The sequence below is a fragment of the Mesorhizobium silamurunense genome (assembly GCF_014843825.1).
Classification (GTDB): Bacteria; Pseudomonadota; Alphaproteobacteria; order Rhizobiales; family Rhizobiaceae; genus Mesorhizobium; species Mesorhizobium silamurunense.
This window is the reverse complement of the sequence record NZ_JHQR01000079.1, coordinates 1-22,188: the sequence shown is the minus strand read 5'-3', so window position 1 is coordinate 22,188 and position 22,188 is coordinate 1. Positions and strand designations below refer to the sequence as shown.

Sequence of the window (22,188 nt, the reverse complement as noted above, 5' to 3'; positions counted from 1 at the left end):
GAAGACGCTCCAACGGCCGATGAGGCCCGCACCAAGTTGGATGCGTGGTTGACCGAAAAGTGCTCGAATCTGAACTATCGGATCGCGTTCGACCACACTGGCGAAATGAACAAGCTTTGGAGGAAACCCAGCTTTTCTGTCGGGATTCCAGCCTCGCTGTGACGGCGATGCCCCATCTGGTGCAGCTGCAGGAGCAATACAGGGAGAGCGGAGTTGAGATCGTCGGAGTCGCGGCTTCTGAAGACGCTCCAACGGCCGATGAGGCCCGCACCAAGTTGGATGCGTGGTTGACCGAAAAGTGCTCGAATCTGAACTATCGGATCGCGTTCGACCACACTGGCGAAATGAACAAGCTTTGGAGGAAACCCAGCTTTTCTGTCGGGATTCCAGCCTCGTTCGTGGTCGACCGAGACGGCCACATCGCCTTTGTCGGTCATCCGATGCAACTCCATGAGGTTTTGCCGAAAGTGCTTAACGGCAGCTGGCGCGCCAGCGATGAAGCTAAAGCGGCCGATGCGGAGCGAATTGCCAGGCACCAACGCAAAGCGCGCGAACTGACGCTGACCAACCCGATATACGCCAAACTTCGGCCGGCGATGGAGGCCCAGGATTGGACGGCGGCGCTCTCGGCTGTCGAAGAGGGCGTCGCCTTGATGCCCGACAATATCGACTTGCGGGAGACTCAGGCGAATCTACTGCTTCACAAAATGCGCGACATGCAGACCGGCTTGCCGGTTATGCGCCAGTTGGTTCGCGACGCGATCCGCAAAAAGTTCGAGGCCGAGCATTGGACGGCTATGGCCCTGGACCAACTCTTCGATCCCGCGACGGACAACTCGCATCTCCCGCCTGCTGAGCGCTTTGAGATGGGCAAGGAGCTCTCCGAACAGATCCTGGCCCTGAATCCCCCGCAAGGCGACGGCCCCAAGTTCTGGTCTTACCCGGCGGTCGCTCGGTACTATCATGAGAGTGGCAACAAAGATCGCGCGATCGAGTTGGTCGAGCTGGCATTGAAGTCACTGGACGATCCTCAGATCTCGGACGGACTGAAACAGCGCCGTCTACCGGATTTGCTGCAGGCGCTGGCCAATTACAAGGGTGAGAAGGTTTGTTACGGCGCTCTCTGTGCGGCTCCGCAAAACAATTTCCCGAAGGTGCCAAAGCGCGCCCGGACGAGGACAAAACATAAAACCGAGGAGAAAACGTAAAGAGGAGTGATGGTCGGAATGATTACTGGCCAATCCATTTCTCCGGCGTGGCCGCTGCACGCAGGGTCCATGCAGCACCTGCCGTTTGCAGCAGGTTAGAGACTCCAACCTTGCGATGAAACGGCCGCATCGCGGCCAGCTGAAGTGCGGTGCGGAACTTCGTCCGCGTCGACGGCACGCAGAAGGTGGAGAAGGAGAATTTGACTTGAAGATGCACAAGAGGACTTCTTGAATGACCTTCCTTGACGTTTGCACCATAAGTTCGGCGCATCGCTGCCCCCTCTCCACCCTTCGCAAGCATCTCAAAACGACAGTTGTATTAACGGCGGCGCTGCTCGCCGCAGCGTCGGCGCGAAGTGAGGCGCGGCAGTATGTTGATGCTGACGGCAGCATGACCTCCGACCTGGAAGCCGCGCGCGCGAGCTGGCGCAATGACGTCGAATTCAACGGCAACGTCGGGCTCGGAGTCATCAACGCGGATGCCGCCTATGCCTTGGGCTTCACCGGCAAGGATGCGAATATCGGCTTCATCGACCAGCCGGTCTGGGCGGCGCATCCAGAGTTTGCCGGCCGGCTGACCTTTCTCCCCACCTCAGGCACGCGCGTCTATACAGACCCTTACATTCCGGTCGAAGCCGGCGATCCGTTTGTCGCCGACGGCCGGCAGTACATCGACGGCTCGGACACTGTTTCGGCGCACGGGACCCATGTGGCGGGCATCGCCGGCGCCAACAGGGACGGGACCGGCACGATGGGCGTGGCGTTCGACGCCAACCTTTTCGCCGCGAACAGCTACGACCCCGGACCCGAGGATGGTCGAGTGAAGGGCAATGACGGTGCCGTTTATGGCGCGGCCTGGCAGGTGATGATCGATGCCGGCGTCGATATCGTCACCGACAGCTGGGGCATCGGCCTATCGAGTTCGTCGTGGTCCTACGTGCAGGCCTATTCGCAGTTCCAGGAGATCGAGGCGATCCGCGGCACGCCCGATGGCGGCGCCTATGACGGCGCCATCAAGGCGGCACGCAGCGGCATCGTCGTCGAATTCTCGGCCGGCAACGACGGCGGGCGGCAGCCGGATGCGATGGCTGGGCTTGCCAGCTTCGTGCCCGACATCGAAAAACACTGGCTGGCGACGATGAGCGTCGTCGCGGATACGAAAAACCCGCATTCGAAGAGCAGCTCGTCCAGCATTTGCGGCTACGCGAAGTATTATTGCGTCGCCGCGCCAGGAACCCAGATCAACAGCAGCATTCCAGGGAGCGACATTGTCGGCCTTAAGCGGGGCGACATCGTCCACGAGTACCGTCTGCACGCGGCTTACCACAAGGTCGGCGGTACCTCGATGGCCGGTCCATTCGCCACCGGCGCTTTCGCCGTGATGAAAGAACGCTATCCCTACCTCGCCAATGGCGAGCTCAACGAGATTCTCAAGACGACGGCAACTGACCTCGGCGACGCCGGCGTCGACGACGTTTTCGGCTGGGGGCTCATCGATCTGGGGAAGGCGCTGAAAGGCCCCGGTCAGTTTCTGGGGCGCTTCGAGGCAAAGCTGCCCGGCTTTTATCGCGGCTCCGGCGAGGAGGTCTGGAGCAACGACATTTCGCAGGGCGGCCTGGATCAGCGCAAGGGCGAGGACCAGCAGACGATCGCCGATTGGGAAGCAAGGAAGATCGCCGAACGTTGGCAGAACGGGGTGAGAGAGGAGGCCATCCAGAAAATCAGGAACGACGTCGCGGCAGAAGTGACGCCCGACGCCTTCAGCGAGGCGATCAAGCTGGTGCGGGTTAGCTACGAAGCGGCCGACGCTGTGGCATGCGAAGGCGGCTCCGAAGAGGCCTTCAACGCGGCTGAGAAGGCCATGCATGCAAATCCGATCGCCGTCGCGCTATGGAACGCATTCGGTGCCATGGCACCCAACACGAGCATTCCGCAGACGGCGCAATTCGTCGACTTCACCGGTACTCCCGAAGGGAGCCTTGATACGATACGGGCAACGATCGCCGAGGAGCGGGTCGCTGGGGCAATTTCCGAGTTCAACGCCTATGAGGCACTCGTGCCCACACTCGCCGCCAAACGCACCGAGCCCAACAACTATTCGGGAGGCCTTACCAAATCCGGCATCGGTACACTGCGGCTAACCGGCCACAGCACTTATAGGGACGATACATTGATCAACGGCGGCCTACTTGCGGTGGACGGCTCGATCACCTCGAAAGTCGTCGCAAATATGGGCACGTTGGGAGGCATCGGCGCAGTGGGCGGCATTGAAGTAGCCGTCGGCGGCATCGTGTCGCCCGGTAACTCGATCGGCACGCTGACGTCGAACGGCAACGTGATCTTCGACAAGGGCAGTGCACTCCACATCGAGGTTGACGAAGACAACAGCGACCAGCTCGTCGTCGACGGCCCGGTCAGGCTGTCGGGGGGCGTGGTGACGGTCACCCCGCCAGCCGGCGCCGACCCAGAGGCGCTCATGGACCGGACCTATACCATTATCACCTCGACCGGCGGAGTCAGCGGCAAATTCGATGACGTGCAAGGAGATGCCTTCAGCGACACGACGCTGTTATACCTGCCGAACGAAGTTCGCCTCCATGTGACTCGCAATGCCACGGCTTGGTCGACTTCGCCCATACCGGAAACCAAAGGGTGACGGCCGCTATCGAAGCGGGGGCTCGGCAATACGATCCATCCAAGCGAACACGTTTCCGCTACGCACCAAACCCCTTCGGGAGAAATTCACGGCACGCTGAAAAGGGTATTGGCGCAAGACGGCAATTCCTCGGCCAGCGGCTATCGATCGGGTTGCATTCCGCCTTCGGCGGCGTTGCGGGACGCTATGCTCGGCGGTGTCGTCAACCGCCATACTGCCGCTGACGAGCTTGCGGCCATGTGCGCTTCTCGGCTGGCGCCCGGGCGCCCAAGGGGCGGCACTTGAGAGAACCGCCGCTCGGGCTTCACAGGCCTATTGCCAGGCGAACAACGCCTGAACTCTAGCCCACTGATCGGCGGTGCGGAAACCGCCGCGGGTCGTGTAGCTTTCGGCCGGGAATTTCATCCAGCGCGGCAGCCAGGCCTCGACTTGTCTGCGACCGTTTTCACCGGCCAGGAAGTCGCGGATGATCTTCTTTTGCGTCTTTACCTTCTCGGCGACATTGCTGTCCGCGACATGCTTGCCGCCGACATCGGCGAGCATCGAATTGGCGATTTCCTTGTCGCGCAGCAGGTCGAAGAAGGCGTCATCGGGTTGCCAGTAAGCGCCCATGTCGACGTTCAGATGGTTGCCGAGCGCCTCGATGACGGCGCTGCCGGCCTCTAACGTCTCGGCCATGACGATGGCCAAAACGCGCATGACGTCATCGTCGGCGAGCGCCAAAAGCCGGGCGAAGACGCTGGCGGTAGCAAAGGCGTCGCCATTGCCGCCGGCGACCCCGCCATCCTCGTCCGACACGGCGAGCAGGGCCAACACCTCACGCTGCTTTTCGGCGAATGCGGCTTCGGCCTTGCAGCCGGCAAGGCTGGCCGTCACCGACGCGCTGGCCGCGCGCTGCGGCTCGCGGCGCACCTGCCACAGGCCGGAACCGGTGATGGCATGCGCCACCATCAGGCGCAGCGCTACTGCCGGATGGTCGAGCATGGCCGTGCGCACGGCGGCGTGGCGGTGCAGATCGACATAGTTCTGCATCGGGCCGGTGAGTTCCGGACGCGACGGCTTGGCGGGCGTTTCAGCTTCGTCTGGCCCCTCGCCTTTATCGCGGGCGCGCCGGGCTTCCCTGCGCGAGAGCCAGCCCTCGTGACACTCAACCTCGCCGCGATGGGTCACCGCAATGAAGACCTTGCCGCCCTTTTTCTTCGGCGTCTTCTCGTAATCCCATGAGTGGAAATGCTGTCCCGGTTCCAGCACGACCACCTCGCACCAGCCGGCTTCCAGATAGGCGTCGCGTGTGGCGGCAATCGCTTCGTTCTGTTTTTGCCAGAACTGGTCGGCATCGGCGAAATAGCTGTCCTGGCCGAACAGATCGGAGACGGTCAGGCCGGGATAATCCTCGATGGCAAACAGCGCCACCTTGGTGGAGATCGACTGGCCACCGAACAGCCATTGCTTCAACTGAAGCCCAAGCGGCGCGTATTGTTCGGGATCGGCAAACAGCGCCAGCCAGTCTTTCTGCTGCGCCTTGGAGGCCATGGTGAGATAGCGCGCCGTCTCGGCGTCGATCTCGTCCCGCCGATAGGCCTCGCGGATCTTGGGCAAGAGGTCGCCAAGCGCCAGGATGCGTTTGATCATCAGCTCGGTGATGCCAAAGGTCGCGGCGATGTCGGGAACGGTGCGACCCTGGCTGATAAGCCGCGAAAACGTCTCCCATTGCGAGACTTCGTCGGGATCGAGGCGGGCGATGTTTTCGATCAGCGAGGCTTCGAGCGCATCGGCGTTGTCGCCGTCCTCCATGATGGCGCAGGGCAAGGGATCTTCCTCGCCGCGCTCGTCGGCGATCGATTTCGCGGCGAAATAGCGCCGCCTGCCGGCGACGATCTCGAAGCTTTCCGGCTCGCCATTGGGCCGCACCAGAAGTGGCACAAGAACGCCGCGCGCGCGGACGGAGGGCAGAATGTCGGAGATATCAGGCGCGCGTTTTCCGTGGCGCATGTTGGCAGCGGAAATCTTGAGCCTATCAAGCGGAATGTGGGCAAGCTGCATGGTTACTCTCCTTCGCTTTGGTTGGGGTTGTCCCCGCCGCGGAGGCCGCAGGCCGCGCGGCGGGACGGTTTTGCGCCTATCGACGCGCTAGTCCCGCCGTGTTTGGCGGAAGCTCGGAATGGGATTTTGAAAGGGCGTCTGCTGCCTGTCGCAGAAACCGCTCGGCTTCGGTGATGTGGCCGGCGCAGCGCGCGGCCTCGGCATAGACGGAGAGCGCAAAGCTGGCGTGAAAATAGAGGTCGCGCTCGATGCCGAGGCCAAGCCGGCCCTTGACGCTTTCAAGCTCGGCAAGGCTGACGCTGCCGAGTTCGGGAAAGCCGAAGCCGAGGTCGCAAAGGCCGAAAAGCGTGTCGCCATCGGCATCGAGTTCGGCCAGAAGCCAGGTCGCCGGCCCGGTCGGATCGAACAGTTTCACGACCGGGACATGGTCGGTTTCGGTGTCGGCTGCGCCATTGGCGAGAAGCCGGGCGCGTAGGTGATCGGTGATCAGGATCATGGCAAGAGTTCCTCTTCAGAACGGGTCGAGTTGGTTGCGGGCGGCTTGGTGGAAGCGGCCGATATCGCGCGGCTTCTGCGCCGCGCGGGCGGATGCCGGGAATTTCGGTGTGTGGGGTTCGCGCGCGCTCATGCCGCGATCTCCTCTCGGTCCGCGCCTTCGGCCTCGCCGTTACAGCCAAGCAGGAAATCGGTGGCTTTGGAGGCTTGGCTGGCGGCGCGGAATATGGCGCGGTTGTCCTCGCGCAGAACCTTCAGCCATGAGCCGATATAGTCGGCATGGCGCACGGTCGGTTCGATGCCGAGACTGCTGCAGACGAAGGCGGCAGTGATTTCGGCGACCAGTTCCTCGCGCGCGTAGCTCTTGGAGCCGAAAGAGCCGGAGAGGTCGCGAGCGAGCCGCGTCGGGTGGCCGGTCCAGTGGCCAAGCTCGTGAAAGCAGGTGCGGTAGTAGTCGATCTGCTGGAAGAAAGCGGGCTGCGGCGGCACCTGAATGGAGTCGCTGCTCGGCATGTAGAAAGCGCGATCGCCGCCGATCCTGAAATCCGCGCCGCTTCTGCGGATAAGAGCCTCGGCCTGCGGGACGATCTCGCGCTGAGGCAGCGGCTCGGCGGCGGCATGGAGATGTTCGGGCAGGTTATCGCACTGCGCGACATTGAAGACGGTAAAGCGCTTCAAAAAAGGAACGGCCTGCGGCTCGTCGCCATCGGCCTTGGCGCGTTCTTTTTCGTCTTTGGGAACAAAGCGGTCGGCATGCACGATGGTGGTGCCGCGCTCGCCCTTCCTGACATTGCCGCCAAGGCCGAGCGCCTGCCGGAAGGTCAGCCAGCTCTGGCTGGGGTAAGCGCGCTCGATCACCGCGCCCCACAGGATAAGGATATTGATCCCGGAATACCCGCGCCCGGTGGCGGCATTCCTCGGCAGGCCGAGGCCGGCCTTCGCGCTGCCCCATGGCTTGACCCATGGCACGGTGCCGCGCTCCAGCTCGGCAATGATGCGGTCGGTGATCTCCTGATAGAGGCTGGCGCCCGAGCGCCCGCCCTTGCCTGCGCCAGCCTCTCCGCTGGCGGAACGCTTGCTGTTTGCACGCATCGTTTTATCCTCCGCTCATCAATCGCGCGCCTTTCCCCGGAAGCGGGGTGGGCGGCGAAAAGCGACCGGAAAGGCCCGCCGTCGGAGGCGGACCGCATCCGAAGGACCGGAACGAAGAGGAGGACCCTGAGCGCCAAGCGAAGGGTTGCGGGATGCCGCGGCGGGCCTAGAAGGGAGTGCCGCCCACCCCGCGCCACCGGGAAAGGCCAAAAGACAGACCGCGCCGGCCGCCTGGCCGGCGACCGTCAGCAGCCGACAGGCTGCCCGCGCCAGGGGGCGAAGCCGAATGGCCGAGACCGCCTGAGCCTGGCCGAAGAAAAAGCGGGCTCGGTTCACGAGCACCAGGCGCGCGCCCCTCAGGCGCGCGGGCGCCCGCTGCGTCCGGAGGCTGGACAGAATCTCGCACGCATCAGCGTCAGGCGCCGCAGTTACGTCGAGAAACTCGATGACATCGAGACGCCGCTCTCGGATTATCCCATTTTGGGATATGCTGCGTTGGATCCAGCGCTCAACAGGCGAGGTTCGCAGCAGGCATGGATCGATCAACGGGAACAGATGAGTCTCGAAGCTCAACGCTGCGCGAGGAAGTCCCCTGGTCGGAGAACCTCACGAGCTACGACAGGGAGCATTTCACGATTTACCTGCGGATCCTGGACGCCTGCGCCGACAATGCCGGCGAAGAGGAGATGGCCGATCTCATTCTCGGCATCGACCCGGCGCTTGAACCGGTCCGCGCCCGCAAGGCTCTTCGCAGCCATATCGACCGGGCGAACTGGATGGTTACGACCGGCTAACTGTTCGCCGGCTGACGCGGAGGGCGGAGTGTCACGCTTTTCAAACAAGGAAGTCTCGATATCCTCATGAGCGCGCGGCCGCGAGAGATGGTGGCGGCGGGTGCCGGTCACGACTCCTTCGCGTGCTCTTTTGCTGCCAAATCGAGCGCCTGGCTCAGAGGCATCGCCTTAGAGAACAGAAAGCCCTGAGCGATTCTGCAGCCAAGCTTATGCAGGGTTTGCCGATCCGCCTCCGTTTCGACGCCCTCGGCCATGACCTCGATCCCGAGCGCCCTGCCAAGATCGATCACCGTTTTGACAAGCAGCCGGTCCTCTTGGGACCTGGCTAAGCCGCGAACGAAGCCCTGGTCTATTTTCACCTTGCGTATCCGGCTGTCCTTGAGCGACGCCAAGGTGGAAAAGCCGGTGCCGAAGTCGTCGAGCGCGATGGAAATGCCGGCGTGTGAAAGCCGTGCGAGCTTTTCATCCACTCTGTCCGGGTCCACCGGGGATTCTTCGGTAATCTCGATTTCGAACATCGTTGCAGGCAGACCTTTTGCCGCCAGACCATCCAGAATCATGTCGTCGATATCGCCGGCTTCCAGTTCGCGCGGTGAAACATTCATCGCCACACGGACATCACGGCAGTCAGCCCTCACCAAACCGTCGATAAGAGCGCAACAGTCGGCGAAGACCGTTTGGGTCAGCAGCTGAAGCATTCCGGTTTGGCGTGCGGCCGTGATGATTTCGGGTGGAGAGATGGAGCCATGAATTGGATGGGACCACCTTAGCAAGGCTTCAAAACCGACCACGGCCTCGGTGTCGAGTGTTACGATGGACTGGAACCAAGGCACCAGGCTTCTCGTCTTTATCGCCGAATGAAGGTCGCGTTCGATGGACTGGCGGCGTTGCAGTTCCCTGTCGAGTTCGTCATCGAACAGGCAAAATTCGTTCCTGCCACGACGCTTGGCCGTGTAAAGGGCGATATCGGCCCGCAACAACATTTCCGTCAGTCCCGGGCTTTCGGCCAAGTATATTCCGATAGATGCCCCGACCCGGACGGACGCGACCTCAGGATAGGGGCGGGTAACTTTGGCTATGATATTGGATGCGAGACTACTGGCAGAAAGCGAACTCCTGAGTGAGGGAAAAAACAACACGAATTCATCGCCGCCGATGCGGGCGAGCGTTGAGCCTTCCGGTGCTTCCTGCTCTATGCGGCGGGCGATCCTGACAAGCAGTTCATCACCAGTCCTGTGGCCGTAGGTGTCGTTAACGGATTTGAACCCGTCCAGATCGATCAGCATGGCAACGAAGGGCCCGGCTGCAGTCTCGAACCGACCGATAGCGTGTTCGAGGCCACGCCTGTTAAGAAGGGCCGTCAGGTGGTCCTGCCTGGAATTGACCTCCATTTCGGCCGCAAGCCGCTCGGCCTCATGCCTGAGGCGGCTCGCATCGCGGAAGCGCGCTTGTCCGACAAACGCGGCTCGAACCAAGCCGCCCAGGAAGAGCAGAACGGTGAAAGCAAGAATATAGCCTTCAAGGTTGCCTTTCGCCAGCAAGCACCCCGCTGTGACGAGGAGCGGGGGTGTGATGAAGTTGGTCGCTGCCGCGGCGTATGAACTGCCATATGTAACCGCACCAGCTGCGATGCCGGCCAGAATAATCAGATGCAGAGGTGCGTGAGCTGTCGTGTATCCAACGGTCAGGACAGCAAGAAAGGACCAGGCAAACCCCGCCAGAAGAGCAAGGAGGCCAAACCAGCGAAGCCGCGGCGAAATCCGCGTTAGATCGCCCTGGCGTCTGGTGTCCTTCAGCTGATAACGGGCGAATGCAAGGCGGCCGACATTTATCGCATTGACGACCAGGAACCAGATCGCGGCGCCAGAGCCGTTGCCTGAAAGGGTCTGCACCGCTAGAATCAGGCCTGACAGAACAGTGCTTATGGGCATCGACACGAAAAGACCGGCCCTCAGGTCAGCAAGCTGATCCTGAAGGATTCCGGCCTCCAGTGTGTCTTCTTTCTTCAGGGCCATGGTGGGTTAGCTTGCTTCCGAGGATTTCGTCGCAGCGCAAGCCTATGCAGGCCCACTGAAGGACGGGTTAACTATTCAGCGGGGTACAGCTTTCTGGAAACGTTCAGCCAAGAAATCACTGCCGAGGCCCGCTAGCCCGTCATAACAGCGTGTCGGGAGACGATTGGCGTAGGATTCGGTCGCTAGGCCAACCTTCTACCAACTCTCGCGAGCCAAACTCACCACGAGCGGCTCCATCTCCTCTGGCTATGGTCATCGCTGTAGCGGACCTCGGTGAGGCAGCATTGCGTTTGGCAATCCACCGGCGGTGCTCCTGCTGCTGGCGAGATTAATGTGGCCGAGAATGTGTACAAGACAACACGGCCCAGCTCACAAGTTGGCGGGATCGATGAGCTTTCGAGCGGCGTGCTTGGCGAAGTATCGTGCACCGCTCTGGGTCAGGTGAGCCGCATCATAGAAGATGGGGTGTTGCTTTTCATCTAGCACCACGCACTTATCTTGGTCGGGGCAAACTGATGAAAAGATGTCCAGATAGCGATTACCAAATTGCTGAGCCAGCATGTTGTTTATAAAGAGAGTGTCGGAAGCCTTGAACCGCGCAGCCAAGCTCCCGAGCCCGTCCAACTTCCCGTTCATGTTAACGAAATCGATGCTGCTCTTGAGGAGGTTCTTTCTGCCTAGGACATATACGCGAGCTGGGCTGATTGACTCAATTTTGTCGGCGGCAGCACGCATGCGTTTCGCACCGTATCGTTCCCATAGGAACGCGACGATAACCACATCCGCCTTTTTGAGTGCGGGGCTGGAAAGGAGCGCGTTGCTTCTCTCTTTGCATTTCTCCTCAAGGGAAGGGTCTGACGTGGTGTAGATATTTTCTTGGTCCCAATACTGCTGATCATCGGCATATGGAATGTTGCAGCCATAGTTGAACGTATAGGTGACTATGTCGACGTTTCGCTCGTGGTTTCCTTCCAACAGGATGTTCGTAAAATCAGCGGACTGGCTGTCCCCCACGATGAGGATATGTTTTCTGCCAGGCTTAAAGGTGTTGCTGCTCAGGCGGATGTCATTCGCCCATACGTATTTCATGAGAACATCCATGTCGTAGCTGTTTACTCCGCGAAGCGCTTCTGGCAATCGTGGAAAATAGTGCTGGAAATAGCCGGCGTGCGCGCCGGGCGTAAAAGTCGGAAAAGCTGAATGTTTCGGCGCGCACCCGTTCAACAACTATCTTTGTAATCAAATAGCCACTGATCACGAAGAAGACGTCGACGCCGACATAGCCACCGGAAAGGGTTGAGAACCCTGCGTGGAATAGGACAACAGCAGAAACCGCAAAGGCACGAAGGCCGTCAATATCCGGCCGGTAGTCGAATCGATTCATTCGCTCCTCTAAGCACGGCCTCGGCTGTAACATCAAGGCATTCGCCATGGCCGACATCCTGCGCGCCCGTATCTTTGCGATCGCCTGCGGCTACGAGGATGCCAACGATCTCGACCGGGCTGCGCACCGACCCGGCCTTCAGGCTCGCCTGCGGACGATTCTGTGTTCGCAGCCGACATGCTCGCGACTGGAGAACCTGCCCGAGCTCAAGACGGCATTCAGCTCGGCGATGTGCTGGTCGACCTGTGGCTGTTGACCCGATGCCGCGCGCCCGAGACGGTGGCGCTCGACATCCACGATAAGCTCTAATTTCGAGGGGTTCAGCGTATCAATGCGACCGTAGCGGTGATCGACGCGTCGGCTCGGAAACCCGTGGTCATCATGACTTCGGGTGGTACGCCTGCCTCGTATAGCATTGCCGGCTGATTGTTGAAGTCTTGCCCAGCCATGCCTTGAACCGGATCCCATTTCGAGGCCTTGCAACGCAAGACCATGGAAGCGGCATTGGCAGGGGCAGAATTATCTGGTCGTCGCTCAGGAGATGAAGACGCGCGCTTAGACGGCGAGATAGAAGAGGAGCCCGGGGCGAGATCGCGTCCTCAGATTTGTCGACGGTATCGTGACTGTGGTCTCACCGCCTAAGCATGGCCGAAATGCCATGGCGGACAAATGGAAGATATTGGGCAAAGCGAAGTCCCGCATGTCTTGCAATCCGTGCCGCCGGGTGCTCGCCTGAGTACAGTCCGACAAGTATGTTCGTAGCATGATAGAGCGGTGCCGCTGACCGGCGAAGCCAGCTTTCGTACTTCTGGAGCGTGTCCGGATCGGCAATGTCGCGACGTTCGCGACATGCTGCCAGAATTTTATGGGCGAGTTGCTTCTGGCAGCTCAGGCCGATGTTGAAGCCATGCGCAGTCACCGGGTGCATGCCAATGGCAGCGTCGCCGATGAGTGCGGCGCTCGGAGCCCAGAATTTGTGCGCCCACGTCGTGACCAGCGGATAGCTATGGCGGGTGCTTGCCAAACTCATTTTTCCGAGGCGTTCTCGACACCGGTTTGTCAATTCCGTCAGGAACAAATCGTCGTCGAAAGCAAGCAGTCTATCGGCCTCGTTTAAGGGCAAAGTGACAAGCAGCGACGACACACCTTCCGTGAGCGGCAACATCGCTATCGTCTGATGGTGATCGAACCATTCGACTGCGATCTGGTGATGGAGGCGCTCGTGCCTCACCCGGCAAATCAGCATCGCCTTGCCGAGCCGATTGATATCGGCGCCGATGCCGAGCAGGTTGCGCGTGGCGGACAACCGCGAATCCGCTGCAACGAGAAGCCGAGCGGTCAGTCGCCTGCCATCGGAGAGCGTTATGACTGCTCCTTTGTGGCTGTTTGTTGCATCAACGACCGAATGGCCGCATATCAGCTGGGCATGATCCTGCAAGCGGATGGTCTTGAACAAGGCATCGCGGATGCGACAATTTGGGACCAGAAATCCGAGTGGTTCCTCAGATCCTCTGGGAGGATCGAAACACACAGCGAAAGGGCTCGATCCGTTGAGCACGCGCGCGCCTTGCAGCGGTGATTTTTCCGAAGCGGGGATGGCATCCCAGGCGCCGAACTCGCGAAGGATTCTGATCGAGGCGTAGGTCAGCGCGATCTCGCGACCGTCGAAAGCCGGATTCGCCAGCCGTTCCAAAGACTGCTGTTCAACAACTGCCACCTTCAGTTCGCTCTGCCCCAGCGACGCGGCGAAGGAAAGTCCGACCGGCCCGCCTCCGACGACAACGATGTCGAAACTGTCGTCGTAGCCGACCATCAGCGTGCCGCCATCGAGTCGGCCATCTGCGTGAGATGCTGGTGGAGTTGAGCCACAAACTGTGGACCGATTGCGCTGGGTTCCAGTGCCCGCCGCGTCGCCTCGGCTGACTTTTGGTTTTGGCCATTCTTCGTGTCGGTCTTGATCCAGACGGGCCGCCGAGGTGTTCGGCGGCGCGATTCATTGAAGGAGCCGACCACTACCTTGAAAAAACCCAAAAACCGCCAAGACGCTGATGGTGACGACTAAACTGTCCGTTAGACATGCGTTCTCCCTTGAAAGGCTAGTCGACGAAACCACGCCGATGAGGAGATAACCTTGATCTGGATCAGCCAGACACGACAAATCCGGGCGACGCAGTCCTTCGACGACAGGGGCTTTTCACAAATCTACGTCAAGCGCGGCTTAGCTAAGCTGCTATGGAGCCTCAGCAGGTTGTTCGGCACAGCGATCTGGGTCAGCGTTCCGGCTTGTCATCGGGGTCGATGAGCATCCGCTCGGCGGCTCCATCGAGATCCTCGTATTGACCACTCCTCAAGGCCCACAGAAAGCCGGACAGCCCCAGCGCGCCAAGGAACAGAGCTGCTGGTATGAGGTAGACAAGCGTCGTCATGACGGGTGCACCGATGCGCGAATGCCCGAACGCGTTGCCGAGGGAGCCCTCGTCACCGCGGCGAGCACAAAACCCTGCAGGCGCAACGCATTTCCGATAACAAGCAGCGACGAAGCAGACATCGCGATTGCCGCGATCAGCGGCGTGACGTGCCCCAGAATGGCTATCGGCACAGCAATGGTGTTGTAGACGATCGCGATGGCAATGTTCTGGCGGATCAGCCGTCCGGCCTTCCGTGAGACGTCCAGGGCAAGGGGTACGGCCAAAAGGCTTTCGCGCAGGAAGACGAAGTCGGCCGTGTTGCGGCCAATGTCGGCGGCGGTGGCCGGAGCGATCGAGACGTGCGCAGCGTTCAGCGCGGGGGTATCGTTGAGCCCGTCGCCAACCATCAGCACCTTGTGGTCGTCCTTCGCCAGCGTTTCGATGCACTCGACCTTGCCCGAGGGAAGCAGGGCCGGAACGAAGTCGTCGATACCCAACGTTTCCGCGACTTCGCCGCAGGCGGCTGCGGTATCGCCCGACAGCATCTCCACGGACACCCGGGCATCGTTCAACTGCACAATGGCTGCCCTGGCGTCGGCACGCAGTGCGTCCTCGAAAACGAATGAGGCGACAATGATCCCGTCTTTCGTCAGAACCGTTCCGCCATAGCTATGTTTGCCTTCGCCAACGGTTCGAGCCTTCAATCCAGCCCAGCCGCGCCGGCCCAGTCGCCAAGTGCTGCCCGCAGCGGTGGCTTCGATCCCGAAGCCTGGGTGCTCGCTGACGGATTCGAGTTTCGGCTGACCGGCAAAGCCCGCCATGCCGGCTATGGCCCTTGAAAATGGATGGCGGGAATGCGCGGCCATTTCGGCTGCGATCGCCAGCATGCCCGGATCGACCAACGACGCATTGACGAGCCGGGGCTGGCCGAGCGTAAGCGTTCCGGTCTTGTCGAACACCGCGGTGTCGATCGTGGCCAAGCGCTCCATGGCAGAACCATCCTTGACCATGATGCCGTTTTCAAACAGGCGCCGCGCTGCGACCACCTGCACGATCGGGACCGCAAGGCCGAGTGCGCATGGGCATGTGATGATGAGAACGGCGATGGCGATCGTCATTGCCCGGTGCCAGTCGCCGGTCGCCGCCATCCAGCCCGCGAACGTCACGAAGGCGGTAAGGTGAACCACTGGCGCATAGAGCGCTGAAACGCGGTCGGCAACCCGGCGATAATGCGCGCGACCGCCCTCGGCGGCTTCCATCAGCCGAACCATTTCTGCCAGGAAGGAATCTTTTGCGGCGCCTGTCGCCTCGACGGTCAGCGGGCCGGTGAGATTGAGAATGCCAGCCTGGACGGCTTCTCCTGACGTCACGGTTCTGGGCGTGCTCTCACCGGAAACCAGTGAACAGTCGAGATCCGAAGAGCCTCGAATGATCTTGCCGTCGACGGGAATCCTTTCGCCCGCTGCGATCAGCAGCTGCATGCCAGGTTCTATCTCGCCAACCGGCAGGTAGTCGCGCGTACCATCGTCGCGCAGTACTATGGCGCCGCGCGCCGCCAGCCGTGACAGGCCGTTCACCGCGGTCCGGGCTCGTTCCCGCATCACGTGGTCGAGCGTGCGGCCGATCAGCAGGAAAAACAGCAGCGATACCGACGCGTCGAAGTATGCGTGGTCGCCATGGTTGATAGTTTCATAGAGGCTCATGGTGTAAGCAAGCGAGACCCCAACCGCAATCGGCACGTCCATGTTCATGCGACCGTGGCGCAACGCGTTCCAGGCCGAGCGGAAATAGATGCCACCGGCGAAGGCGAGCGCGGGGATGGCGATCAGCGCCGAGACCCAATGGAACAGATCGCGGGTCGCACCTTCGGCACCGGACCAGACCGAGACCGAAAGCAGCATGATGTTGCCTGCGGCAAAGCCGGCAACCGCGACGGCCCGGATCAGCTCGGAAAGCGTCTTGTCCTTCTCGCCGGTCTCGGGGTCGAACAGATGCGCTTCGTACCCAAGCCGTCCAAGCGCGGCGACAAACGGCGGAACCTCATTTCCGCGCCACCGGATCGCGACGCGTTTCGTCGACAGGTTGACGCGCGCGCCCTCGACGCGATCGAGCTTTGCAAGTGCTGTCTCGATCGTCTGGATGCAGCCCGCGCAATGAACCGTCGGTACTGAAAGATCGGTCTGGCGAAGGTCGTCGCCAAGCGAGCGACTCGCCAATTTGATCTCCTGGTTCGACGGCTGGACGGATGTGGCCCTGTCAAGAGCCAGCGCCATTTCGGCGCCCGGCGCACAGCAGCTCATTGCAGCGCTCCTTGGGAGATCATGATCCGACGGACGTCGCGATAGGGTTGCGCAAGGCCGGCATCGGCGTCGATTTCGACGATCCAGACGCCATCCCTCGGCGTGTGTTGCGCGGCAAATTCCTGGCCCACAGCAGAGGCCAGTGTGATGGACTTGTCCTCTGCCTCGTAGGCGGGATGGCGAAACAGCACCTTGACGCCTTGCAACGGAACCGGCTTGCCGTCGGCATCGCTGAGGCTGTAGCGGACTTCACCCCCTGCGATCGTCAATTTGCTCGTCCAGCCAAGTGCAGCCTGTACACGACCTTCCTCAGCCTTTTGGTTGAACTGCTGGCTCGCCACGTAGGTGTTTTCGACGACAAGGCCGGTCCAGCTGGTGTTGGCGAGTGTCGCCATGGTCAGATTGACGCCTATGACCACACCAAAAAAGGCAAGAATAGTGAGCAACATATGCTTGCCGGTGAATTCGCGGGGCTCTCGCGTATCAATGCTCATCTGGCGGTCTCCGGTGCGTTGAAAGTGGCTGTGTACTCGTCAGATTCGAAGCTCGCCATGTCCTCGACGCGGAACTTGAAGGTTTGCGCTGTGTCCTCCACCTGGTTCGCCGGCTGGCGCACGAAAACCTTCAGCATCTTCAGCCGGTCGGGTTCGACCGGGATGGCGAAGGAACGGGCCGCAGGCAGGTCGATGCCGACGACGCTCATTTCGGCTCCCTGCAAGCCCTGCATGGTGACGACGATCGTCCTTGGCTCGGGGACCATGTTGAGCAGCTTGACGGTGTAGCCATTGCGGATGGAGCCGTCGGACAGCGTGACGAACTGCGGGTTGCGGTCGTGCAGAACGTTGACCTCGAGCCGCTCGCGTGCCAGCAGCGAATAGAGCAGCGCCAGCCCGACCGCCGACCACGCGCCCATGTAGGCGAAGGTCCGCGGCCGAAAGATCTTGCGAATGTGGAAATGCGCCAACCTGTCGGAGAACGTGCCGTCGGCAGTGAGCAGCAGCGAAGGCTTCACCGCGCCGGAGCCACCCCCGGTCGCCACCGCCGTATTGGCGTTGTAGTCGGACAGCGTCGCATAGGAGATCAGCCCGCGCTTCTTGCCGAGCTTGTCCATGACGCCGTCGCAGGCATCGATGCAGAGCGCGCAGGTGATGCATTCGAGCTGCTGGCCGTAGCGAATGTCGATCCCCATCGGGCAGACCGCGACACAGGCATTGCAGTCGACGCAGTCTCCGACCAGCTGCCCCGCGGCCTGGACCCTCTTGGCGTGCCGCGACCGAGGTTCGCCGCGCCAGTCATTGTAGGTCACGGTGAGCGAATTTTCGTCCAGCATGGCCGCCTGGATGCGCGGCCACGGGCACATATAGGTGCAGATTTGCTCGCGCATCAGCCCACCGAATGTGTAGGTCGTCGCCGTCAGCACGGCTATGGTGATGTAGGCGACGGGCGCGGCGGTTCCGGTGAACACCTCTCGAAGCAGAGTTGGCGCATCGGCGAAATAGAAAATCCAGGCGCCGCCGGTTGCCGCCGCAATGACCAGCCAGATGGTGTGCTTCGATACGCGCAGCACGAGCTTATGCGTGGTCCAGGGGCCGGCGTCGAGCTTCATGCGGGCGTTGCGATCTCCCTCGATCGCGCGCTCGACAACCAGAAACAAATCGACCCATACGGTCTGCGGGCAGGTATAGCCGCACCAGGCGCGGCCGACGGTGGAGGTGATCAGGAAAAGGCCGATGCCAGCCATCATCAGCAGGCCGGCGACGTAGTAGAATTCCTGCGGCCAGATCTCGATGAAGAAAAAGTAGAAACGGCGGTTGGCAAGATCGAGCAGCACGGCCTGGTCCGGGGCAAACGGCCCCCGGTCCCATCGCAGCCAAGGCGTCAGATAGTAGATGCCCAAGGTGATCGCCATCACCAGCCATTTGAAGCGGCGGAAACTGCCCGAGGCGCGCTTCGGAAAGATCTTCTTGCGTGGGGCATAGAGCGGCTGACGGGTCTTGGTGGAGTTGACCGCTTCGGCTTCGAGCCGTTCTACCGTTTTATCCAGCACGTGCATCTCCAGTCGCGCGCAGCCGATGACATTGCCGTTCAACCGAACTCGTCTGCTTCGGCTGACTTCCGGAATGCTACGTTGAGCAAGCTTTGCCGCGGGCAGCGCCGCGTTGATGCAGGTCAATCGCCGCATGCCGGAATGGTGTCGAGACCCGGCTCGCGCCGGGCCTCGTCGCTTGGCGGGGAGGGCCGAGAATAGGCTTCCGTTCCTATTCTCCGCCGCCAAGCGAATGGATGTAGACGGCGAGTTCCTTGACCTTGGTCTCGCCGAGCCGCCCGATCCAGGCCGGCATGACGCCGTGCTTCGGCGCGCGGACCTGCGCAGCAATAGCCGCCTCGCCCGGTCCATAGAGCCAGATGGCGTCGGTCAGGTCGGGCGCGCCGAGTTCCCTGTTGCCCTTTGCTATGTCGCCATGACAGGCGACGCAATTTTCCGCGAAAACCTTGACGCCGGGCTCGATCAGACTTGCGTCCCGGACCAGGCCGGACAGGCTGGCAACGTAGGCGCTGACCTGCGCGATCTGGTCCGCCGTGATGATGTCGCCAAAAGCCGGCATTTCCGACAGGCGCGTATCCGGGTCTGACGCGAAGCGGATGCCGTGGGTGATCGTCTGCTGGATCTGCTCAGCGCTGCCGCCCCACAGCCAATCGTCGTCGTTGAGGTTTGGAAAACCCTTAGAGCCTTGCGCGCCGGAGCCATGGCACTGCACGCAATTGACCTTGAAAGCGGCGCCACCGGCAGCGACGGCGAACTCGCGCAATGCGTCGTCGGCAGCAATCTCCGACACGGTTTTCGATTTCACCGCTGCGACATATTTGGCCTTGGCGGCTTCGGCGGCCGCCAGTTCATTCTTGACGTGGTTGCGGCTCGAATAGCCGAGCACACCTCTGGTCGCGGAAGTAAGCATTGGCCATGCCGGATAGGCGATGGTGTAGCCGATCGCCCAGACAATGGTGATGTAAAAGGTCGTGACCCACCAGCGCGGCAGTGGGTTGTTGAGTTCCCGGATGCCATCCCACTCATGGCCGGTCGTTGAGATGCCCGAGACCTCGTCGATGTGCTCGCTGCTCATGATCAATCGTCCTTGAGAGGAATTCGAGCGGCTTCGTCAGCTTGCCTGCGGCCGCCAGGGCGAAGCGCGAAGGCAACGCATCCGACGAAGAAGAGTGCCATGGCGAGCAGGCCCCAACTGTCGGCGAATTCCCGCATCAAATTGTAGTCCACGATCACACTCCTCAGCGGTAGCCGGCGGCTTCGTCGTAGGTCTTGAAATCGACCAACGTGCCGAGCATCTGGAGATAGGCAACGAGGGCATCCATTTCGGTGACCTGCTGCGGATTGCCGTCGAAGTCGCCGGTCTTGGCTTTGGGATAGCGTTTCTCAAGGCCCGAACTATCGGCGTTCGGGTCGGCCTGTGCCATCAGATCGGCGTTGGCGTGCCCGATCATGTCGTCGGTGTAGGGGACGCCAACGCGCGCGTTGGCAACCAGATGCGTCGAGAAGTCCTTCACGTCGATCGGCGCGTCTTTGAGGAACGCGTAGCTCGGCATGATCGATTCCGGCACGACCGAACGTGGGTCGGAAAGGTGATCGACGTGCCAGACATTCGAGTAGCGGTCGCCAACCCGGGCAAGGTCCGGTCCGGTGCGCTTCGATCCCCACTGGAAAGGATGATCGTACATCGACTCGGCCGCCAGGCTGTAGTGACCATAGCGTTCGACTTCGTCGCGGAACGGCCGGATCATCTGGCTGTGGCAGAGGTAGCAACCCTCACGCACATAGATGTTGCGCCCTGCAAGTTCGAGCGGCGAATAGGGCCGCATGCCTTCGACCTTCTCGATCGTATTGTCGAGATAGAAGAGCGGCGCGATCTCGACGATGCCGCCGACGGTCACCACAAGAAGGGAGCCAACGAGAAGAAGCGTGGCGTTTTTCTCGATGACGGCGTGTTTGTCGATCAAGCCCATTTTCTGGCTCCTGATCGCGCACGCTGGAGGGCGGGCTCGGAACCCGGCAGCGGTTGCTCCTCGCGCTGGTAGCCGAGGATGGTCATGGTGATATTCCACGCCATGAGCAGGGCACCGCTGAGGTACATGGCCCCGCCGATGGCGCGCATGACATAGTATGGATGCATGGCGGCGACGGTTTCGGCGAAGGAGTAGACCAGGAAGCCCTGCTCGTCGTATTCGCGCCACATCAGGCCCTGCATGATGCCGGAAACCCACATCACCGCGGCGTAGACGACGATCCCGAGCGTCGCCAGCCAGAAGTGCCAGGTGACCAGCCGTAGCGAATAGAGCCGCTCGCGGTTCCAGAGCTTCGGCACCATGTAGTAGATCGCGCCGAACGAGATCATGCCAACCCAGCCGAGCGCGCCGGAGTGGACGTGCCCGATCGTCCAATCGGTATAGTGGGACAGCGAGTTGACCGTCTTGATCGCCATCATCGGGCCTTCGAAGGTCGACATGCCGTAGAAGGCGATGGCCATCACCATCATGCGGATGATCGGATCGGAACGCAGCTTGTCCCATGCGCCGGACAGCGTCATCACGCCGTTGATCATGCCGCCCCAGGACGGCATCCAGAGCATGATCGAAAACACCATGCCGAGCGTTTGCGCCCAGTCGGGCAGAGCAGTGTAGTGGAGATGGTGCGGACCAGCCCAGATGTAGAGGAAGATCAGCGCCCAGAAGTGGATGATCGAAAGGCGGTAGGAATAAACTGGGCGGTTCGCCTGCTTGGGCACGAAATAATACATCATTCCGAGGAAACCGGCGGTCAGGAAGAAGCCGACGGCATTATGGCCGTACCACCATTGCGTCAGGGCGTCCTGGGCGCCGGAGAAGGCGGAGTAGCTCTTCGAGCCTAGCAGAGAGACGGGCATCGACAGGTTGTTGATCACATGCAGCATCGCGATGGTCACGATGAAGGACAGATAGAACCAGTTGGCGACGTAAATGTGCGGTTCTTTGCGCTTCAGGATGGTGCCGAGGAACAACAGGAGATAGGCGACCCAAACGATGGTCAGCCACAGGTCCACATACCATTCGGGTTCGGCGTATTCGCGACTCTCGGTGACGCCGAGCAGGTAGCCTGTCGCAGCCATGACGATGAAAAGCTGATAGCCCCAGAACACGAACCAGGCGAGATTGCCGCCGAACAACCGGGCACGGCACGTGCGCTGCACGACATACATGGATGTGCAAAGAAGTGCGTTGCCGCCAAAGGCGAAAACCACACCGGACGTATGAAGGGGACGCAAGCGGCCAAAATTGAACCAGGGCTGAATATTGAGGTCCGGGTAGGCGAGCTGCAGAGCGATGAGCACGCCGACGAGCATGCCGACGACGCCCCAGAAGACAGTCGCGATCGCTCCGTAGCGGATTGGACCATCCATGTAAGCGGCGGGGTCGATCGGAACTACTGGCTTGAACTCCGTGTTGCGCAACAGGACCGCAGTGAAGCCCCCCAAGACGAAGAACAAAACCCACATATGCTGGCGAAAAGGTTCATCTACGCCGAAACCGGCAGCCACCAGGGCCGCAAAAGCAAACAGGCTTAGAAGGACGATCTCTGTGCCGAATTTCATCGCAAGTCCCGATCTCCAATTCCGGCGGACCCAAATCCGCAGCGCATTAATTGCGCAGCCGCCGCCTGCTCGCCCTGATCCATGTCAGGGCCACACGATTTTGCTTCGGGCAGATCGAGTTCGGTGCTGACGTTGCCCCCAGTTTCTATCCAGT

The 22,188-nt window shown here is 61.0% G+C and carries 19 protein-coding genes and 1 pseudogene; 4 read left to right on the top strand and 16 right to left on the bottom strand.

Translation table 11 applies throughout. From position 1 onward, the window contains the following. The first annotated feature begins 167 nt into the window (after positions 1 to 167). Positions 168 to 1,208: a TlpA disulfide reductase family protein gene (locus DH10_RS10080; protein ID WP_192384655.1), complete on the top strand. Its 1,041-nt coding sequence runs from the start codon at positions 168 to 170 to the stop codon at positions 1,206 to 1,208. Between the two features lie 22 nt (positions 1,209 to 1,230). Here the strand turns inward: DH10_RS10080 and DH10_RS10075 are convergent, their stop codons facing one another. Continuing rightward, on the bottom strand, positions 1,231 to 1,479 hold the full coding sequence (locus DH10_RS10075) for a hypothetical protein (protein WP_192244292.1): 249 nt from the start codon (positions 1,477 to 1,479) through the stop codon (positions 1,231 to 1,233). A gap of 120 nt (positions 1,480 to 1,599) precedes the next feature. On the opposite strand from DH10_RS10075, the gene DH10_RS10070 reads away from it, so the two are divergent. Continuing rightward, on the top strand, positions 1,600 to 3,864 hold the full coding sequence (locus tag DH10_RS10070) for a S8 family peptidase (RefSeq protein ID WP_192384653.1): 2,265 nt from the start codon (positions 1,600 to 1,602) through the stop codon (positions 3,862 to 3,864). A gap of 312 nt (positions 3,865 to 4,176) precedes the next feature. On the opposite strand, the gene DH10_RS10065 is transcribed toward DH10_RS10070, so the two are convergent. The 3 genes from DH10_RS10065 to DH10_RS10055 all read right to left on the bottom strand — a co-directional run bounded on the left by DH10_RS10065 (position 4,177) and on the right by DH10_RS10055 (position 7,494). After that, positions 4,177 to 5,907, bottom strand: a complete 1,731-nt coding sequence (locus DH10_RS10065; RefSeq protein ID WP_192384652.1) for a ParB/RepB/Spo0J family partition protein — start codon at positions 5,905 to 5,907, stop codon at positions 4,177 to 4,179. A 76-nt stretch (positions 5,908 to 5,983) separates the two neighbouring features. Beyond that, positions 5,984 to 6,403 (bottom strand): DUF2958 domain-containing protein, encoded by a 420-nt coding sequence (locus DH10_RS10060; RefSeq protein WP_192384651.1) that lies wholly within the window; start codon positions 6,401 to 6,403, stop codon positions 5,984 to 5,986. A 128-nt stretch (positions 6,404 to 6,531) separates the two neighbouring features. Continuing rightward, on the bottom strand, positions 6,532 to 7,494 hold the full coding sequence (locus DH10_RS10055; RefSeq protein WP_192244295.1) for an ArdC family protein: 963 nt from the start codon (positions 7,492 to 7,494) through the stop codon (positions 6,532 to 6,534). 533 nt (positions 7,495 to 8,027) lie between these two features. On the opposite strand from DH10_RS10055, the gene DH10_RS10050 reads away from it, so the two are divergent. Further along, positions 8,028 to 8,288, top strand: a complete 261-nt coding sequence (locus DH10_RS10050) for a hypothetical protein (RefSeq protein ID WP_192244296.1) — start codon at positions 8,028 to 8,030, stop codon at positions 8,286 to 8,288. A 107-nt stretch (positions 8,289 to 8,395) separates the two neighbouring features. On the opposite strand, the gene DH10_RS10045 is transcribed toward DH10_RS10050, so the two are convergent. From DH10_RS10045 to DH10_RS10035, 3 genes and pseudogenes are all read right to left on the bottom strand, one after another. Beyond that, a complete protein-coding gene (locus DH10_RS10045; RefSeq protein WP_192384650.1) occupies positions 8,396 to 10,303 on the bottom strand; it encodes a putative bifunctional diguanylate cyclase/phosphodiesterase in 1,908 nt (635 codons plus the stop codon). A gap of 369 nt (positions 10,304 to 10,672) precedes the next feature. Continuing rightward, positions 10,673 to 11,392, bottom strand: a complete 720-nt coding sequence (locus DH10_RS10040; RefSeq protein WP_192384649.1) for an SGNH hydrolase domain-containing protein — start codon at positions 11,390 to 11,392, stop codon at positions 10,673 to 10,675. Between the two features lie 34 nt (positions 11,393 to 11,426). Further along, positions 11,427 to 11,687, bottom strand: a pseudogene (locus tag DH10_RS10035) (acyltransferase family protein); the annotation flags it as partial. A 46-nt stretch (positions 11,688 to 11,733) separates the two neighbouring features. Here DH10_RS10035 and DH10_RS10030 point away from each other — a divergent pair. After that, on the top strand, positions 11,734 to 11,943 hold the full coding sequence (locus DH10_RS10030) for a transposase (RefSeq protein ID WP_192384647.1): 210 nt from the start codon (positions 11,734 to 11,736) through the stop codon (positions 11,941 to 11,943). A 375-nt stretch (positions 11,944 to 12,318) separates the two neighbouring features. On the opposite strand, the gene ubiM is transcribed toward DH10_RS10030, so the two are convergent. From ubiM to ccoN, 9 genes are all read right to left on the bottom strand, one after another. Next, positions 12,319 to 13,500, bottom strand: coding sequence for a 5-demethoxyubiquinol-8 5-hydroxylase UbiM (gene ubiM, locus DH10_RS10025; protein WP_192384646.1), 1,182 nt, complete (start codon positions 13,498 to 13,500; stop codon positions 12,319 to 12,321). 457 nt (positions 13,501 to 13,957) lie between these two features. Further along, positions 13,958 to 14,113: a cbb3-type cytochrome oxidase assembly protein CcoS gene (ccoS, locus tag DH10_RS10020; RefSeq protein ID WP_192384645.1), complete on the bottom strand. Its 156-nt coding sequence runs from the start codon at positions 14,111 to 14,113 to the stop codon at positions 13,958 to 13,960. Continuing rightward, positions 14,110 to 16,395: a cation-translocating P-type ATPase gene (locus DH10_RS10015; protein ID WP_192180371.1), complete on the bottom strand. Its 2,286-nt coding sequence runs from the start codon at positions 16,393 to 16,395 to the stop codon at positions 14,110 to 14,112. The genes ccoS and DH10_RS10015 overlap by 4 nt, the downstream gene beginning before the upstream one ends. Further along, the gene (locus tag DH10_RS10010) at positions 16,392 to 16,889 is read right to left on the bottom strand and encodes a FixH family protein (RefSeq protein WP_192384644.1); all 498 of its coding nucleotides are present in this window, start codon (positions 16,887 to 16,889) and stop codon (positions 16,392 to 16,394) included. The genes DH10_RS10015 and DH10_RS10010 overlap by 4 nt, the downstream gene beginning before the upstream one ends. Further along, positions 16,886 to 18,448 carry a cytochrome c oxidase accessory protein CcoG gene (gene ccoG / locus DH10_RS10005; protein ID WP_192384654.1) on the bottom strand — a complete coding sequence of 521 codons (1,563 nt, stop codon included), beginning with the start codon at positions 18,446 to 18,448 and terminating at the stop codon, positions 16,886 to 16,888. Before ccoG ends, DH10_RS10010 begins: the two co-directional genes overlap by 4 nt. A 205-nt stretch (positions 18,449 to 18,653) precedes the next feature. After that, entirely contained in the window at positions 18,654 to 19,517 is an 864-nt protein-coding gene (ccoP, locus tag DH10_RS10000) for a cytochrome-c oxidase, cbb3-type subunit III (RefSeq protein ID WP_192384643.1), read from the bottom strand. A gap of 2 nt (positions 19,518 to 19,519) precedes the next feature. After that, entirely contained in the window at positions 19,520 to 19,669 is a 150-nt protein-coding gene (locus DH10_RS09995) for a cbb3-type cytochrome c oxidase subunit 3 (RefSeq protein WP_095496049.1), read from the bottom strand. Positions 19,670 to 19,680: 11 nt separating this feature from the next. Beyond that, entirely contained in the window at positions 19,681 to 20,412 is a 732-nt protein-coding gene (gene ccoO / locus DH10_RS09990; RefSeq protein WP_192384642.1) for a cytochrome-c oxidase, cbb3-type subunit II, read from the bottom strand. Continuing rightward, positions 20,403 to 22,034 carry a cytochrome-c oxidase, cbb3-type subunit I gene (ccoN, locus tag DH10_RS09985; RefSeq protein WP_192384641.1) on the bottom strand — a complete coding sequence of 544 codons (1,632 nt, stop codon included), beginning with the start codon at positions 22,032 to 22,034 and terminating at the stop codon, positions 20,403 to 20,405. The genes ccoO and ccoN overlap by 10 nt, the downstream gene beginning before the upstream one ends. Between the last annotated feature and the right edge of the window lie 154 nt (positions 22,035 to 22,188).

Coding starts and splice junctions, on each gene's coding strand:
- DH10_RS10015 (WP_192180371.1), bottom strand. CDS start 16,395: ATGAGCTGCTGTGCGCCGGGCGCCGAAATGGCGCTGGCTCTTGACAGG.
- DH10_RS10070 (WP_192384653.1), top strand. CDS start 1,600: ATGACCTCCGACCTGGAAGCCGCGCGCGCGAGCTGGCGCAATGACGTC.
- DH10_RS10055 (WP_192244295.1), bottom strand. CDS start 7,494: ATGCGTGCAAACAGCAAGCGTTCCGCCAGCGGAGAGGCTGGCGCAGGC.
- ccoO (WP_192384642.1), bottom strand. CDS start 20,412: ATGGGCTTGATCGACAAACACGCCGTCATCGAGAAAAACGCCACGCTT.
- ccoS (WP_192384645.1), bottom strand. CDS start 14,113: ATGACGACGCTTGTCTACCTCATACCAGCAGCTCTGTTCCTTGGCGCG.
- DH10_RS10045 (WP_192384650.1), bottom strand. CDS start 10,303: ATGGCCCTGAAGAAAGAAGACACACTGGAGGCCGGAATCCTTCAGGAT.
- ubiM (WP_192384646.1), bottom strand. CDS start 13,500: ATGGTCGGCTACGACGACAGTTTCGACATCGTTGTCGTCGGAGGCGGG.
- ccoP (WP_192384643.1), bottom strand. CDS start 19,517: ATGAGCAGCGAGCACATCGACGAGGTCTCGGGCATCTCAACGACCGGC.
- DH10_RS10050 (WP_192244296.1), top strand. CDS start 8,028: ATGGATCGATCAACGGGAACAGATGAGTCTCGAAGCTCAACGCTGCGC.
- ccoN (WP_192384641.1), bottom strand. CDS start 22,034: ATGAAATTCGGCACAGAGATCGTCCTTCTAAGCCTGTTTGCTTTTGCG.
- DH10_RS10010 (WP_192384644.1), bottom strand. CDS start 16,889: ATGAGCATTGATACGCGAGAGCCCCGCGAATTCACCGGCAAGCATATG.
- DH10_RS10080 (WP_192384655.1), top strand. CDS start 168: ATGCCCCATCTGGTGCAGCTGCAGGAGCAATACAGGGAGAGCGGAGTT.
- DH10_RS10060 (WP_192384651.1), bottom strand. CDS start 6,403: ATGATCCTGATCACCGATCACCTACGCGCCCGGCTTCTCGCCAATGGC.
- ccoG (WP_192384654.1), bottom strand. CDS start 18,448: ATGCACGTGCTGGATAAAACGGTAGAACGGCTCGAAGCCGAAGCGGTC.
- DH10_RS10065 (WP_192384652.1), bottom strand. CDS start 5,907: ATGCAGCTTGCCCACATTCCGCTTGATAGGCTCAAGATTTCCGCTGCC.
- DH10_RS10075 (WP_192244292.1), bottom strand. CDS start 1,479: ATGCGCCGAACTTATGGTGCAAACGTCAAGGAAGGTCATTCAAGAAGT.
- DH10_RS10040 (WP_192384649.1), bottom strand. CDS start 11,392: ATGAAATACGTATGGGCGAATGACATCCGCCTGAGCAGCAACACCTTT.
- DH10_RS10030 (WP_192384647.1), top strand. CDS start 11,734: ATGGCCGACATCCTGCGCGCCCGTATCTTTGCGATCGCCTGCGGCTAC.